The sequence below is a fragment of the Rhizobium sp. RHZ01 genome, assembly GCF_014851595.1.
GTDB lineage: Bacteria > Pseudomonadota > Alphaproteobacteria > Rhizobiales > Rhizobiaceae > Rhizobium > Rhizobium altiplani.
In genome coordinates, this window is sequence record NZ_JACUZZ010000002.1 from 60,616 (window position 1) to 74,474 (window position 13,859).

Annotated in this window: 14 protein-coding genes and 1 pseudogene; 8 read left to right on the forward strand and 7 right to left on the reverse strand. The window is 61.4% G+C overall.

Translation table 11 applies throughout. The features are described 5' to 3' along the window. Window positions 1-24: 24 nt before the first annotated feature. From IB248_RS03100 to IB248_RS32170, 3 genes and pseudogenes are all read left to right on the forward strand, one after another. Window positions 25-534 (forward strand): cupin domain-containing protein, encoded by a 510-nt coding sequence (locus IB248_RS03100; protein ID WP_192240289.1) that lies wholly within the window; start codon window positions 25-27, stop codon window positions 532-534. A 96-nt stretch (window positions 535-630) separates the two neighbouring features. Then, complete coding sequence (gene gshB, locus IB248_RS03105; protein WP_018855176.1) at window positions 631-1,578, forward strand: glutathione synthase; 948 nt, start codon at window positions 631-633, stop codon at window positions 1,576-1,578. Window positions 1,579-1,844: 266 nt separating this feature from the next. Next, window positions 1,845-3,374: pseudogene (locus tag IB248_RS32170) on the forward strand (YifB family Mg chelatase-like AAA ATPase). A gap of 48 nt (window positions 3,375-3,422) precedes the next feature. On the opposite strand, the gene cysK reads toward IB248_RS32170, so the two are convergent. Together cysK and IB248_RS03120 are read right to left on the reverse strand one after the other, a co-directional pair. Then, entirely contained in the window at window positions 3,423-4,385 is a 963-nt protein-coding gene (cysK, locus tag IB248_RS03115; RefSeq protein ID WP_018855169.1) for a cysteine synthase A, read from the reverse strand. A gap of 132 nt (window positions 4,386-4,517) precedes the next feature. After that, entirely contained in the window at window positions 4,518-5,135 is a 618-nt protein-coding gene (locus tag IB248_RS03120; RefSeq protein WP_018116817.1) for a LysE family translocator, read from the reverse strand. Window positions 5,136-5,341: 206 nt separating this feature from the next. Between IB248_RS03120 and IB248_RS03125 the strand changes: the two genes are divergently transcribed. Next, complete coding sequence (locus tag IB248_RS03125) at window positions 5,342-5,860, forward strand: DNA starvation/stationary phase protection protein (protein ID WP_018855168.1); 519 nt, start codon at window positions 5,342-5,344, stop codon at window positions 5,858-5,860. A 32-nt stretch (window positions 5,861-5,892) separates the two neighbouring features. Here the strand turns inward: IB248_RS03125 and IB248_RS03130 are convergent, their stop codons facing one another. Further along, window positions 5,893-6,789 carry a DMT family transporter gene (locus IB248_RS03130; RefSeq protein ID WP_192240290.1) on the reverse strand — a complete coding sequence of 299 codons (897 nt, stop codon included), beginning with the start codon at window positions 6,787-6,789 and terminating at the stop codon, window positions 5,893-5,895. A 103-nt stretch (window positions 6,790-6,892) separates the two neighbouring features. On the opposite strand from IB248_RS03130, the gene IB248_RS03135 reads away from it, so the two are divergent. Further along, entirely contained in the window at window positions 6,893-7,363 is a 471-nt protein-coding gene (locus tag IB248_RS03135; RefSeq protein ID WP_025658657.1) for an Lrp/AsnC family transcriptional regulator, read from the forward strand. A gap of 1 nt (window position 7,364) precedes the next feature. Here the strand turns inward: IB248_RS03135 and IB248_RS03140 are convergent, their stop codons facing one another. Both IB248_RS03140 and dut read right to left on the reverse strand, forming a co-directional pair. Then, window positions 7,365-8,267, reverse strand: a complete 903-nt coding sequence (locus tag IB248_RS03140; RefSeq protein ID WP_192240291.1) for a GNAT family N-acetyltransferase — start codon at window positions 8,265-8,267, stop codon at window positions 7,365-7,367. Beyond that, window positions 8,264-8,734: a dUTP diphosphatase gene (dut, locus tag IB248_RS03145; RefSeq protein WP_018855164.1), complete on the reverse strand. Its 471-nt coding sequence runs from the start codon at window positions 8,732-8,734 to the stop codon at window positions 8,264-8,266. The genes IB248_RS03140 and dut overlap by 4 nt, the downstream gene beginning before the upstream one ends. Before the next feature lie 90 nt (window positions 8,735-8,824). Between dut and IB248_RS03150 the strand changes: the two genes are divergently transcribed. Together IB248_RS03150 and tsaA are read left to right on the forward strand one after the other, a co-directional pair. After that, entirely contained in the window at window positions 8,825-10,408 is a 1,584-nt protein-coding gene (locus tag IB248_RS03150; protein ID WP_018116811.1) for a peptide chain release factor 3, read from the forward strand. Between the two features lie 54 nt (window positions 10,409-10,462). Beyond that, window positions 10,463-10,984: a tRNA (N6-threonylcarbamoyladenosine(37)-N6)-methyltransferase TrmO gene (tsaA, locus tag IB248_RS03155; RefSeq protein WP_192240292.1), complete on the forward strand. Its 522-nt coding sequence runs from the start codon at window positions 10,463-10,465 to the stop codon at window positions 10,982-10,984. A gap of 3 nt (window positions 10,985-10,987) precedes the next feature. Here the strand turns inward: tsaA and IB248_RS03160 are convergent, their stop codons facing one another. Then, window positions 10,988-11,197: a TOBE domain-containing protein gene (locus tag IB248_RS03160; RefSeq protein ID WP_018855162.1), complete on the reverse strand. Its 210-nt coding sequence runs from the start codon at window positions 11,195-11,197 to the stop codon at window positions 10,988-10,990. 54 nt (window positions 11,198-11,251) lie between these two features. After that, complete coding sequence (gene betC / locus IB248_RS03165; RefSeq protein ID WP_018855161.1) at window positions 11,252-12,766, reverse strand: choline-sulfatase; 1,515 nt, start codon at window positions 12,764-12,766, stop codon at window positions 11,252-11,254. 182 nt (window positions 12,767-12,948) lie between these two features. On the opposite strand from betC, the gene IB248_RS03170 reads away from it, so the two are divergent. Continuing rightward, window positions 12,949-13,851, forward strand: coding sequence for a LysR family transcriptional regulator (locus IB248_RS03170; RefSeq protein WP_192240293.1), 903 nt, complete (start codon window positions 12,949-12,951; stop codon window positions 13,849-13,851). Window positions 13,852-13,859: the final 8 nt, after the last annotated feature.

Here is a 13,859-nt window from a genome sequence, read left to right on the forward strand (position 1 = left end):
ACTGGATAGCAGCGGGGGTTGCTCATGGGTATTCATGTGATGCTGGCGAGCGTGGTCGCGATGGCCGCGCGGGTAGTGCCCCTTCCGAGTCTTCCGCAACCGGCAGCAAAGACCTTCGTGGCGAAGTCCGGGGATAACTTCGTCATGCACGCGACGCCCATCAACCCGGACTGGATCATCGGCGGCGAGCCACAGGCCCGCACCGGCGAGCATTCGCGCAGCAATGATGATGCGGCATATACGGCGATCTGGGATTGCACAGCCGGCGAATTCCGCTGGCACTTCTACTGGGACGAAACGGTGATGATCCTTGAAGGCGGCGTCCATATTGTTGCCGAGGATGGCACGGAGCGGACGCTGGAGGCCGGCGACGTTGCGTTCTTCGCGGCGGGCACCTGGGCCTGCTGGCGCGTCGACAATTATGTGCGCAAGGTCGCATTCCTGAGAAAGCCGTTTCCGAAGCCGCTCGCGCTTGTCTACCGGCTTCGCAGCCTGTTGCGCGGCGAGGCGCCGAAGAGCGGCATCGCGGCCTGAGGAATTCGCCCGCTCGTCGCCCCGGACGCCATTGATTGGCGTTGCTTTCAAGGCATCTGCAGCCTACATCTGTCCGGCATCAGCTAAGGGACGGAAATGGCCAAGATCAAGAATGTAGCGGTCCAGATGGACCATGTTGCCGGCATCAATATTGCAGGCGATTCCACCTTTGCGATGAGCCTGGAAGCCCAGACCCGTGGCTACAAGCTCTTCCATTACACGCCTGAGCGCCTGAGCTTCAGGGATGGCAATCTGTACGCCACCGTGGAGCCGATGGTGCTGCGCGACGTCAAGGGCGATCACTTCGAGCTGGGGGCGCCGGAACGCGTGGATCTGTCGACGATGGATGTGATCCTGCTGCGCCAGGACCCGCCGTTCGACATGGCCTATATCACCTCGACGCACCTGTTGGAGCGAATCCACCCGAAGACGCTCGTCGTCAACGACCCGGCGTGGGTCCGGAATTCGCCCGAGAAGATTTTCGTCACCGAATTTGCAGATCTGATGCCGAAGACGCTGATCACCAAGGACGCGGCCGAAATTCGCCGGTTCAGGGACGAGATGGGCGACATCATCCTGAAGCCGCTCTACGGCAATGGCGGCGCCGGCGTTTTCCATTCGACCAGGGACGACCGCAACCTGTCGTCGCTGCTCGAAATGTTCGGTCAGCTGTTCCGCGAGCCCTTCATCGCGCAGCAATATCTCCCGGATGTCCGCAAGGGCGACAAGCGCATCCTGCTCGTCGACGGCGAGCCGGTCGGCGCCATCAATCGCGTCCCCGCCGAGCACGACAGCCGTTCCAACATGCATGTCGGCGGCCGCGCCGAGGCGACTGACCTGACGGCCCGCGAAATCGAAATCTGCAAGCGTATCGGCCCTGCGCTCAAGGAACGCGGTTTCCTCTTTGTCGGCATCGATGTCATCGGCGACTACATGACGGAGATCAACGTCACGTCGCCGACGGGCATTCGGGAGGTCCGCAAATTTGGCGGCGCCGACATCTCAGCCCTTCTTTGGGACGCGATTGAGCGCAAGCGCGCCTAGCGCTTGGCTTCGCCGCCTCATGCGCGGTGAGGAGAGCTCTTCCGCAAAATTATAATGAGTTTGTGAGCGCCCGGATTGGCATCGATCCGGGCGTTTCCTTACTTTGTTCTGCTAGTGCAACCAACCACAACCTGACTACAGCGCAGGCTTGAATTCGTTCTTTTATTGTTCTTGTTCCATTCTGTTTTCTATGAAAGATTGTAATTGTCGACAATGATACGTCGTTAAACTGTAGTGTAGTGGGTTGCGGCACAGGGGATTGGGGCATGGTCGCACGCGTCAGCACGGTTGCATTTCAGGGCATTGAGGGTGTTCCGGTCGAAGTTCAGGTCATGGTCGCGCCCGGGCGGGTCGTGACCCAGATCGTTGGGGTTCCGGACAAGGCCGTTGCCGAAAGTCGAGAGCGCGTTCACGCGGCATTGCACGCCTCCGGCCTGGCTCTGCCAGCCAAGAAGATTACCGTCAATCTGGCACCGCTGACTTGCCGAAAGAGGGCTCCCACTTCGATCTGCCGATTGCCCTCGGCTTGATGGCCGCTCTCGGCGCGATCCCCGCGGACGCGCTCTCCGGCTACGTGGTTATCGGCGAGCTCAATCTCGACGGCACGATCGCTCCCGTTGCCGGGGCACTGCCGGCGGCCATTGGCGCCAACGCGATCGGCAAGGGCTTGATCGGTCCGGCCGAGAGCGGTGCGGAGGCAGCCTGGGCCGGTCCCGATATCGACATCCTCGCGCCGCGCAGCCTCATCGCGCTTGCCAATCACTTTTGTGGCACCCAGGTTCCGCTCGTCCGTAACCGGGGATCCGCGCGAATACGGCGAACCTGCCTGATCTAGCCGATATCAAAGGGCAGGAGAGTGCCAAGTGGGCGCTCGAGGTGGCTGCGGCTGGTGGCCACAATCTGCTGATGGTCGGTCCTCCCGGCTCGGGAAAATCGATGCTCGCCGCTCGGCTGCCCTCGATTTTGCCATCGCTTTCGGCTGCCGAACTGCTCGAATCTCGATGATCCATTCGGTGGCCGGACAATTGTCCGGCGGAAAGTTTTCGGATCGACGCCCCTTCCGGACCCCCCATCATTCGGCAACATGGCGGCACTGATCGGAGGTGGTCTTCGAGCGAAGCCCGGCGAGGCGTCGCTTGCCCGCCATGGCGTATTGTTTCTCGATGAGTTCCCGGAGTTTTCGCCGCAGGCGCTGGATGCCCTTCGCCAACCTCTGGAAACGGGCGAGTGCAGCATCGCACGCGCCAATCATCGCGTGGCTTACCCCGCCAGCATCCAGCTGGTTGCGGCCATGAATCCGTGCCGCTGCGGCATGGCCGGCGAACCCGGCCACAGCTGCGCCCGCGGCCCTTGCTGCATGCCGGATTATCAGGCGCGCATATCAGGTCGGCTGATGGATCGTATCGACATCCGCATCGATGTGCTCGCCGTTTCCGCTGTCGATCTCATCCGGCCGATGCCGGCTGAAAGGAGCGCGGATGTCGCCCGCCGCGTCGGCCGTGCCCGCGATATCCAGCGTAGCGGTTTTGAGGCGGCCGGGCTTGGAGGCGTCGGCACCAACGCTCGCTGCTCAACCGCCATGATCGAGAAATTACGCCGCGCCCGAACCTGCCGGCCTGCAATTGCTCCGTGACGCGGCCGAGAAAATGAGGTTTTCGGCTCGGGGCTACCATCGTTTACTGAAGGTGGCGCGCACTCTCGCGGATCTCGACGGTAACGAGACGGTGGGCCGCATTCACCTCGCCGAGGCAATTTCCTATCGCATCGCCGGTGAGCGGCTAAGCACGGCTGCCTGAACAGAAAGGGGCGCCGAGGCGCCCCAGATGCTGCAGAAAAGGCGTTGCCTAGCTTCCAAGGCCATCGAACAGCGCGGTCGAGAGATAGCGCTCGGCAAAGGACGGAATGATCACAACTATATTCTTCCCAGCATTCTCGTCTCGTTGGCCGACCTGGATAGCAGCGGCCAGTGCTGCGCCGGAGGAGATGCCAACGGGCACGCCTTCGAGCCTGGCGACTTCGCGGGCAAGGTCCAGCGCCTCGGGGCCGCTTACCGTAACGATCTCGTCGTAGATATGGGTGTCGAGGATTGCCGGCGCGAAGCCTGCGCCGATGCCCTGGATCTTGTGCGGTCCCGGCTGGCCGCCGGAAAGGACCGGAGATTCTGTCGGCTCGACGGCGACCACCTTGATGCCGGGCTTCTTCGACTTCAGCACCTGGCCGGCGCCCGTAATGGTGCCGCCTGTGCCGATGCCGGAAACCAGGATGTCGACCGTACCGTCGGTATCATTCCAGATCTCCTCGGCCGTCGTGCGGCGGTGGATTTCCGGGTTGGCCGGGTTTTCGAATTGCTGCGGGATAATCGCATCCGGGAGCGTCGCAGCCAGTTCCTCAGCCTTGGCGATCGCACCCTTCATGCCCTTCGGACCTTCCGTCAGCACGAGCTCGGCGCCAAGCAGCGCCAGCATCTTGCGGCGTTCGACGGACATGGTTTCCGGCATGGTCAGGATCAGCTTGTATCCCTTCGCCGCAGCGGCGAAAGCCAGCGCAATCCCGGTATTGCCCGATGTCGGCTCGATGAGGGTCGTCTTGCCGGGCGAAATCTTGCCCTGCGATTCCAGAGACTCGATCATCGCGACGCCGATGCGGTCCTTTACGGACGCGATCGGATTGAAGAACTCAAGCTTGGCCAGCAGGTTCGCCTTTACGCCTTTCGCCTTGGCGAGCTTGTCGAGCCGCACGATCGGTGTGTCGCCAATGGTTTCGGTGATCGAGGAATAGATGCGGCCGCGGCCAGGTTTCTTCGACATTAGGCTCTCCCTGGGTGAAATGTGCGGAGAGAATAGGGTCAAAGGCGCATGGAAACCAGTCTGGCTTCACCCGCTTGAGGCCATCCTTTGAGAAAAAAACCTTTAAGAACCGAACTTTGCCGGTTGAATTTTTCACGCCGTACGGGTGGCGATAAAGGCTGCCGTACCGGCCAGAATGCCTGCCGCTGTCTTGTTCAGCGCCTGCAGCGCGCGGGGCTGCTTGAGCATGATGCGCGCCCGCGACGCCAGCAGCATATAGGGCACCAGAACCACGAGCAGGACGACGAAGGTGGTTGCCAGGAGGGTGCAGTATTCGCGAGGTCCGACGCTGTTGATATTAATCAGCGTCGGCACCAGGGCGACGTAGAAAAGCATGGTCTTGGGGTTGCCGAGCGTGACCAGCAGTCCGGACAGGAAGCTCATGCCGGCACTGCTTGCCTTCTTGGCCGCGATGTCCTGGGGCAGCAGCCCGGCGGTCCATAGTTTGTAGGCGATGTAGCAGAGATAGAGCGCACCGGCGACCTTGATGACGATGAAGACCTCGGTGAAGGTCTGTGCCACGAAGGCGAGCCCGAGGATGACGGCAGTCAGATAGGTCATGTCGCCCAGCACGAGGCCGAGGCCCATGAAAAACGTCTCGCGAAAATTCGAACCGAGCGCGCGCGCGACGATCGCCGTGATGCCCGGTCCCGGAATTGCCGCCGCGATGAACAGCGCCGCAGCGTAAGCTAAAAGGGCGGTGAATGACATGATGTGGACTCCTGCTTCAGCCGCCTTCTACGCCTGCGGCTCGCTCCATTCAAGGAGCGTCGTTCTGTCATCATGCTGCGGTCGCTTGTCGCTATTGACGCTGCCTGTCGCGGTTCTAGTTCCAAGGCGGTGATTATGGCTGGTGGAGCCTGCATCCCCCAACCGCGCCGACACCTGCCACCCGCCGCTCGCCAAAGGAGACACTGATGAGCCCCACTGCCGCCGAAAAGCGCAAACTCGCCCCGCTCGCCACCCCCACCGACCTGAAAAGCAATGCCATTCAGGATATTTCGGCCGCCCTGGCGGCGCTGCTGGCGGATGTCTTTGCGCTCTACATGAAGACCAAGAATTTCCACTGGCACATGTCGGGGCCGCATTTTCGCGACTATCACCTGATGCTCGACGAGCAGGCCGAGCAGATCTTCGCCACCACCGATGCGATCGCCGAGCGCGCCCGCAAAATCGGCGGCACGACACTGCGCTCGATCGGCCATATCGGCCGCCTGCAACGCATCAACGACAACGATGCAGACTACGTCACGCCTGAGGACATGCTGGCGGAACTGCGTGATGACAACAAGCAGCTGGTCTCGCTGTTGCGCGAGACGCACGACGTCTGCTCAGAGCATAATGATTTCGCGACGACAAGCCTGCTGGAGGTCTGGATCGACGAGGCTGAGCGCCGCACCTGGTTCCTGTTCGAAACGACCCGGCAGCAGAAGTAGCCGGTCCTTTAAACCTGAAAGGCTCTAAATCATCAGCCCGCCCGCGCACGCAACAGCTGCGCGGGCGTCCAGCCAAGGTTCATTCCGGCCGCAGCGACCAGAATGACGGCAGCGCCGACGAGCTGCAGCGGCTGCAAGGCGTGTCCGAAGGCCAAACGGTCCACCAGGATCGCCGCAATCGGATAGATGAATGACAGCGCTCCGATCAGATGGATCGGCAGCTTCTGGATCGCGCCATAAAGCAGCACATACATCAGACCGGTATGCACGACACCCAGGGTAATCAGGATCGACCATGACTGGCCATTTGTGGGCAGCTCAGAAAAATTCACCGTCGGCAGCAACATCAGCACGCCGGTCGCCACCTGGATCAGCGCGATAAGATGCGGCGGCGTTCCTTTGAGCCATTTTGCCGCGATCGCCGCGAGAGCGTAGAAAAAGGCGGCACCGAGCGCCAGCAGGATACCGAGGCCATATCCCTCATGGCCACCCGCCGCGGCCGGCTTGGCCTCGACGATCGCCGCCATGCCGGCAAAGGCCAGCGTCAGCCAAAACAGCTTTGCGGCGGTGATCTTTTCGCCGAGGAACAGGGCGCCCAGCGCAAGCAGCATGAAAGGCTGCGTGTTGTAGACGGTCGTCGCGATCGAAATCGATGCGTGGCCGTAGGATGCAAAGAGCAGCAACCAGTTGAGCACGATGGCCACGCCGCCGAGGACAGCGATGCCTGCCGATTTCAGGCTGATGACGCCCGGTCGCAGCAGCCCCATTGCCGCGCATACGACAAGCAGGCTGATCGCGCCAAAGAGGCAGCGCCAGAACACCACGCCGCTCACCGGCTGGCCCGACATCACCACGAACCAACCGATTGTCCCCGATATCAGCATTGCGGCGGTCATCTGGGTCGTGCCGGCGCGGATTTCGCTCTGCATCACATTTCTCCATCTCGATGGATGAAGACTATTGCGGCAGTGCGCTGCATTATATAGTTTTCATTAGGTTGGTTGCGGCTATTTCCTATCATTGTGAGGTATAATGTCTGTTTCGCCTAATGATAATGTGATCGACGATGTCGACCAGAAGATCCTGGAGGCGTTGGCGGAGAACGCCCGCATCTCGTTGAAGGAACTGGCCCAGGCTGCCGGGCTGTCCTCGCCCAGTGCCGCTGAACGCCTCCGCCGCCTGGAAGAGCGCGGGATAATCGCCGCCTTCACGATCGACATCGACCCGGCCGCACTTGGATATCCGCTGCAGGCGATCGTGCGCGTTCGGCCGCTGCCCGGGCAATTGCATGTCGTTCAGCGGATCATCCAGGAGACGCCTCAGTTCGTGGAATGCGACAAGGTGACGGGAGATGACTGTTTCATTGCCCGGCTCGTCGTCCGCTCGATGCCGGAACTCGACACGATCCTCGACAAGGTTGCGGAGAAGGCCGAAACAAGCACCTCGATGGTCAAGGCATCGCCGGTCAAGCGGCGTCTGCCTCCGCTTTCGCGCGAGCGGTAGCTCAGAAGTCGGCCATCGGCGAGAGCATGGCTGGTCGATCGAAGGCGATGGTGCCGGGCGCTCGGATCATCAGACGCGTGTGGCTCTCAAGAGGCTTCGCCTGTCCACTCCAGTCAAGCTTGTCCGGGCAAAACAGCACATCGACGATCTCAGCCTCGACGTCGAGTGCACCAATGATCGTCGCGAGCGACGGGATACCGCCGCCGACGACGTCGAGCAGCATGACATGTCGCGGTGCGTCCATCTTCCATGCAACTGCGGCCCGTTCCCGTTCCAGCCAGCTGATCCTGACGCCAGGATCGAGCTGGGTGTTGATCAGAAACATCGCGGCGCTCTCGCAAACGCCGAGCACGTCCGAGACCGGCTGACGCGTCTTCAAGGCGGCGCTTAACATCTCCAGGTCTGCCGTTTCTCGCGGATTGAGACGCCGGGCCGACCTCTGTGCTTTCGGTACCGTCGGTGCCTTGCCGGAATAAGCGTGCAGCGGCAGCACGCGAAAGCCGTAAGGTCCATAGAGCGCCGGCTTGTCGGTGTAGAGCACGATGGCTTCGAAATCCTTCTCCTCGCACCAGGCGAGCGCCTTTTGGGTCAGGTCGCGATACAAGCCGCGCCCACGCCAAGGCGGGCGAACCGCACCGGACTGGAAGGCGGCAGCATTCAGCGGTCGACCGTTGATAACAAGCGGCATTGCAAAGGTCGAAAGATTGGCGGCAAGCAGGCCATCGCCGTCAAACCAGCCGAAGGGCATGCTGCTCGGGTCCGGCCCGCCCATTTGCTGCAACGGGCCGATATCGATAGCGAATGTGTCCTTCAGGAGATCGACCAGTGCCTGCCAGGCCTTGAGGTCGCCGAAATAGTCTCGGCGGAAGGTCAGGCCGGAATGATCGATACCCTTGGAGGTCATACGCCGGTCGAGCCGAAGCCACCAGCGCCGCGCGCCGTGGCACTCGCCTCGGAGATTTCGCAGATATGGGCCTGGATTGCCGGCGCAATCACCATCTGCGCGATGCGCATGCCCCTTGTGATCTCAAACGGCTCTTCGCCGAGATTGATCAACAGGACTTTTACCTCGCCGCGATAGTCGCTGTCGATCGTTCCCGGCGTATTGAGGCAGGTGAGGCCGTGCTTGAAGGCAAGGCCGGAGCGCGGGCGTACCTGGCCCTCGAATCCTTCCGGAATTTCGAAGACGAAGCCCGTCGGCACCAGCGCACGCTTGCCAGGCTGTAGAATGGTCGGCGCGTCGGCATCAACGGCGGCGCGCAGGTCCATGCCGGCCGCCCCCTTGCTTTCGTAAGTGGGCAGATCGAGGCCCTGGCCATTGGCGAGGCGGATGATGTTGAGCGTCGGGCGCGTATCGGTATGGATTGTCATGGGGCATTAGTTTGCGCCCGATGCGCCAAGGTCAATTGCAATGCCGGGCTTTAATCGCTAGATACGCCGCAATTCCACAGGATTCACATCATGGCCGAAAGTCTCGCCGAGGCGGTCTCCCGCCGCCGCACATTCGCTATTATCGCGCACCCGGACGCGGGTAAGACCACGCTCACCGAAAAACTGCTGCTGTTCGGCGGCGCCATCCAGCTTGCCGGCGAAGTCAAGGCAAAGAAGGATCGCATGCAGACGCGCTCCGACTGGATGAAGATCGAGCGTGAGCGCGGCATTTCCGTCGTCACCTCGGTCATGACGTTCGAGTACAAGGACAATGTCTTCAACATTCTCGATACGCCCGGCCACGAAGACTTCGCCGACGACACCTATCGCACGCTGACGGCCGTCGATGCCGCGGTCATGGTGATAGACGCCGCCAAAGGTATCGAGCCGCGGACGCTGAAGCTGTTCGAAGTCTGCCGCATGCGCGACATTCCGATCATCACCTTCATCAACAAGATGGACCGCGAAAGCCGCGACCCGTTCGAAATCCTGGATGAAGTCGAGGAAAAGCTGGCGCTCGATTGCGCGCCGGTGACGTGGCCGATCGGACGGTCGAAGACCTTCTGCGGCTCCTATCACCTCGCAACGAACGAGGTGCGCGGTGCCGACACGCAGGAGATCATGACGAAGGTCACCGATCCCGAGATGGTTGCCCATCGCTTGCCGGAAAACGAGCGCGACGCGTTCGTCGAGGAGACGACGCTGGCGATCGAGGCCTGCAAACCCTTCGACAAGAAGGCCTTCCTCGAAGGCCATCTGACGCCGGTTTTCTTTGGTTCGGCGCTGCGCAATTTCGGCGTTCGCGACCTCATTGACGCGCTCGGCGAGTTTGCGCCGCCGCCGCGCGACCAGGTGGCCGATATCCGCACCGTGCAGGCGACCGACAACAAGATGACCGCCTTCGTCTTCAAGATCCAGGCCAACATGGACCCGAACCATCGCGACCGCATCGCCTTTGCCCGCATCTGCTCCGGCAAGCTCGAGCGCGGCATGAAGGCTCGCCTGTCGCGTACCGGCAAACAGCTCGGTCTCACCGCGCCGCAGTTCTTCTTCGCCTCGCAGCGCCAGCTGGCCGATACGGCCTACGCCGGCGACGTCGTCGGCATTCCCAACCACGGCACGCTGCGCATCGGCGATACGCTGACGGAAGGAGAGTCGCTGGTGTTCCAGGGCGTGCCGAACTTCTCGCCGGAAATCCTGCGCCGCGTACGTCTGGAAGACGCCATGAAGGCGAAGAAGCTCAAGGAAGCGCTGCAACAGATGGCTGAAGAAGGCGTTGTCCAGCTGTTTTCGCCGGAAGATGGTTCGCCGGCTATCGTTGGCGTTGTCGGCGCCCTGCAGCTCGATGTTCTGAAGGAGCGCCTGATGGCCGAATATGGCCTGCCGGTTTCCTTTGAAATGTCGCGCTTTTCCGTCTGCCGCTGGATTTCGGCCGATCAGCCGGCGGAGCTCGAAAAGTTCATCACCGCGCGTCGCGGCGATATCGCGCGGGATCTGGATCATGATCCGGTGTTCCTGGCGCAGGACAGCTTCTCGCTGCGTTACGAGGCCGAGCGCTATCCGGCGATCAAGATGGCCGCCCTCAAGGAATATCACGCCGTCAAGGCGGCGTGATATTGGATTGGATACAACGATCTGCCATGATGCCGTTCCGAAAGGGAGCGGTTCATGGGTTGCGAGAATGAAATCAGGGAAAATGAGGTCGCGGTTGAAGTGCCCCCGACGACCGACGCTGAACTAGTGTTCATCGGGCGTATCTCGACGCCCTGGACCTCGCGCATGGAGACACCGCGCCAGGGGCGGCACGACGGTCCGCTCTGCAAAATCGAGATATTCGAGCCTTGGAAACAGGCTCTCCAGGGCGTGGAAGCCTTCGAGCGGCTGGAAATACTTTATTGGCTGGATCGGGCGCGGCGCGATCTTGTTCTGCAAAGCCCCGCCAATAGCGGAAAAGTCCATGGCACGTTTTCGCTTCGCTCGCCGGTGCGGCCAAATCCGATCGGTACCTCGATCGTCAAGCTGGAAGGGGTCGAAGACGGCGTCTTGCTGGTGCGGGGGATGGATTGCCTGGACGGGACACCGCTTCTCGATCTGAAGCCCGATCGCACGCTGTTCAAGCCGATCGCGCCGCCGCAGCCTGGCGATTTCCAGACCGGCGACGACGTGGTACATTATTGCAGGAAAGCCTGACGGTCAGTCGACGGCGATCATGACATCAGAGGCCTTGATGACCGCATAGGCGTCGCCGCCTGCGGCAAGCCCGAGTTCGTCGACCGCTTCGTTGGTGATTGAGGCCGTGACGATGGAGCCGCCGCCGATATCGATCCGGACGTGCGCCGTGGTCGCACCCTTCTTCACCTCGACGATCTTTCCCTTCAAGCGATTGCGTGCACTGATCTGCATCGACGCCTCCTGTTTTGCGTGCGGAGTGTAGTGGCTGAGGTGTGCTGCTGCAATCTACTCGCCGCGCGGATAGCGCTGGCTTTCCTCTAGTACGTTCAGATCCATGTGGTTGCGCATGTAACGCTCTGACGCCTTCTGCAGTGGCTGGTAGTCCCAAGGATAGTACGCCCCATTCCGCAACGCTTCGTAGACCACCCAGCGGCGTGCCTGGCTTTCGCGCACGGCGGCATCGAAATTCTGCAGGTTCCAGCGTTTCTCGGCCAGGGCTGTGAGCTTCGCCAGGACGTCGGCATACCCGGTATCGCCGGCGAGGTTGATCAGCTCTTTCGGGTCCGCCTCCAGATCAAATAGCATCGGCGGGTCCTTGTCGCAGAGCGTCAGCTTGAAGCGGCCATCCCGCAGGCAGACGAGCGGCGCTTCCGACCCTTCCGCGGCATACTCCATGGGCACCGGGCCACGACCGCCAGTGCCTGTTGCAAGTGGCGTCAGGTCCTCGCCATCCGTCCATGGCGCCAGCTTGGCAATGTCGATGCCCGCCAGTGCCGCCAGCGTCGGGGTCACATCAAGCGTCGAGACAGGCTGCCGGATAGAGGCCGGTGTCCAGCCCAGCGCCGCGATCGTCAGAGGCACCCGCGATGAACCGTCGAAAAAGCACATCTTGAACCAGAGGCCGCGGTCGCCAAGCATGTCGCCGTGGTCGGAAACGAACAGAACGATCGTATTGTCCGCCATCCGCCCGCGCTCGAGCACGTCAAGGATCTCGCCGATCTTGTCGTCGATGTAGGAGATACTGGCGAAGTAGCCCTGTCGCGCGCGCCGGATCTGTTCCGGCGTGATGTCGAAGGCATCATAGTCACAGGCTTTCAACAGACGCTGCGAGTGCGGATCCTGCTCGTCGAACGGAATTGTGCCGACCTCAGGATCCAGCGCTGGGGAATTCTCGTAGAGGTCCCAGTACTTGCGGCGCGCGACATAGGGGTCGTGCGGATGCGTGAAGCTCACCGTCAGGCACCAGGGGCGGTCGTCGTGACGGCGCGAGAGGTCGTAGAGCTTGCGGGTCGCGTTGTAGGCGACCTCGTCATCATACTCCATCTGATTGGTGATTTCTGCAACGCCGGCGCCCGTCACCGAGCCGAGATTGTGGTACCACCAGTCGATGCGCTCGCCGGGCTTGGTGTAGTCAGGCGTCCAGCCGAAATCGGCGGGATAGATGTCGGTCGTCAGACGTTCCTCGAAGCCATGCAGCTGGTCGGGGCCGACGAAATGCATCTTTCCCGACAGGGCGGTATGATAGCCCGCCGCCCGCAGGTGGTGCGCGAAGGTCGGGATATCGGACGCAAACTCGGCGGCATTGTCATAAACGCGAGTCCGGCTCGGCAACTGCCCGGACATGAAGGATGCCCGTGCCGGGGCGCAAAGCGGACTTGCCGTATAGGTGTTGGCGAAGCGCACCGAACGCGCTGCCAGGGCCTTCAGATGAGGCGCGTGAAGAAAATCAGCCGGTCCGTCTGGAAACAGCGTGCCATTGAACTGATCGACCATCAGAATGAGAATATTCGGGCGCGCCATGCGTATCGTCCTTCAGTTTGCGAGAGCGGGAACTTAGCCGCGTCTGCGGAGGTCTTCTAGTTGGCATCGACTGCTTAGAGTTCGAGAATCCCTCATGTTTGCCATCTGTTTGATTTATTGATTATCAATATCGCATGACCTGTGAAGTAGGCATTTTTTGACGTCTCCTCTAAGGAATTTTTATGGAAAGCCGTCGTCTCGATCTTGGGTGGATGCGCATCTTCGCGGAAATTGGCAAGACTGGGAGCCTGTCGGCGGCGGCAAGTGTTCTTGGCCTGACTCAGCCGGCCGTGAGCTATCAGATCCGTCGTTTGGAGGAGCAATTCGGCGTCAGCCTGTTGAAGCGGCAGCATCGGGGAGTGGAGTTGACGCCGGAAGGCCAGCGTCTCCTCGATGTCGTGGCAAAGAGTGTCAGCGACATCGATGAACTGGCGCGGCGATTCCGCAACGAAGCAGATCGGCCGATCATCCGGTTGCGCACGGATTATGCGTTTTCCGCGCTATGGCTGATTCCGCGCATGCATGCGTTCCGCGCCCTTTACCCGAACGTCGATATTCAGATTGTCGCGACGCAGCGAGTGCAGGGCGGCCGCTCTGATGACGGCGACGTTGCCGTTGTCTTTGGTACGCGCGCGGAGTTCGAGCGCCAGGCCGTTCTGCTCTTGCCGGAAAGGGTCACGCCCGTCTGTACGCAGGGCTTCCTTGATCGCCATGGCGCTATCGTCACGCCGGCTGACCTTGCCCGCGCACGCCTGATCCATCTCGATGCGCCGGAGCCTTCGCCTTGGTTCGATTGGCGGCGGTACTTCGCGCAACTCGGGGTCAGTCGCAATCCTAACGCGGGGCAGGGCGATCTGAGCTTCAACACATACTCTCTGGTCGTGCAGGCCGCTATCGGTGAGCAGGGCGTTGCAATCGGATGGATGGGCCTCGTCGATCCGCTGCTCGCGTCGGGGATGCTGAGAACCGCAGGCCCGACGCTGGAGGCGCCGGACCGGGGTTACTGGCTGTTGCCGCCGCGAACACGCGACGCTCAAAGCGATCTGCTCACGGCATGGCTTATGGCAGAGGCGGGAATCGTCTGAACTCGCGC

Coding starts and splice junctions, on each gene's coding strand:
- IB248_RS03170 (WP_192240293.1), top strand. CDS start 12,949: ATGGAAAGCCGTCGTCTCGATCTTGGGTGGATGCGCATCTTCGCGGAA.
- cysK (WP_018855169.1), bottom strand. CDS start 4,385: ATGTCGAAGAAACCTGGCCGCGGCCGCATCTATTCCTCGATCACCGAA.
- IB248_RS03160 (WP_018855162.1), bottom strand. CDS start 11,197: ATGCAGATCAGTGCACGCAATCGCTTGAAGGGAAAGATCGTCGAGGTG.
- IB248_RS03150 (WP_018116811.1), top strand. CDS start 8,825: ATGGCCGAAAGTCTCGCCGAGGCGGTCTCCCGCCGCCGCACATTCGCT.
- gshB (WP_018855176.1), top strand. CDS start 631: ATGGCCAAGATCAAGAATGTAGCGGTCCAGATGGACCATGTTGCCGGC.
- IB248_RS03120 (WP_018116817.1), bottom strand. CDS start 5,135: ATGTCATTCACCGCCCTTTTAGCTTACGCTGCGGCGCTGTTCATCGCG.
- IB248_RS03125 (WP_018855168.1), top strand. CDS start 5,342: ATGAGCCCCACTGCCGCCGAAAAGCGCAAACTCGCCCCGCTCGCCACC.
- IB248_RS03130 (WP_192240290.1), bottom strand. CDS start 6,789: ATGCAGAGCGAAATCCGCGCCGGCACGACCCAGATGACCGCCGCAATG.
- tsaA (WP_192240292.1), top strand. CDS start 10,463: ATGGGTTGCGAGAATGAAATCAGGGAAAATGAGGTCGCGGTTGAAGTG.
- IB248_RS03100 (WP_192240289.1), top strand. CDS start 25: ATGGGTATTCATGTGATGCTGGCGAGCGTGGTCGCGATGGCCGCGCGG.
- IB248_RS03135 (WP_025658657.1), top strand. CDS start 6,893: ATGTCTGTTTCGCCTAATGATAATGTGATCGACGATGTCGACCAGAAG.
- dut (WP_018855164.1), bottom strand. CDS start 8,734: ATGACAATCCATACCGATACGCGCCCGACGCTCAACATCATCCGCCTC.
- IB248_RS03140 (WP_192240291.1), bottom strand. CDS start 8,267: ATGACCTCCAAGGGTATCGATCATTCCGGCCTGACCTTCCGCCGAGAC.
- betC (WP_018855161.1), bottom strand. CDS start 12,766: ATGGCGCGCCCGAATATTCTCATTCTGATGGTCGATCAGTTCAATGGC.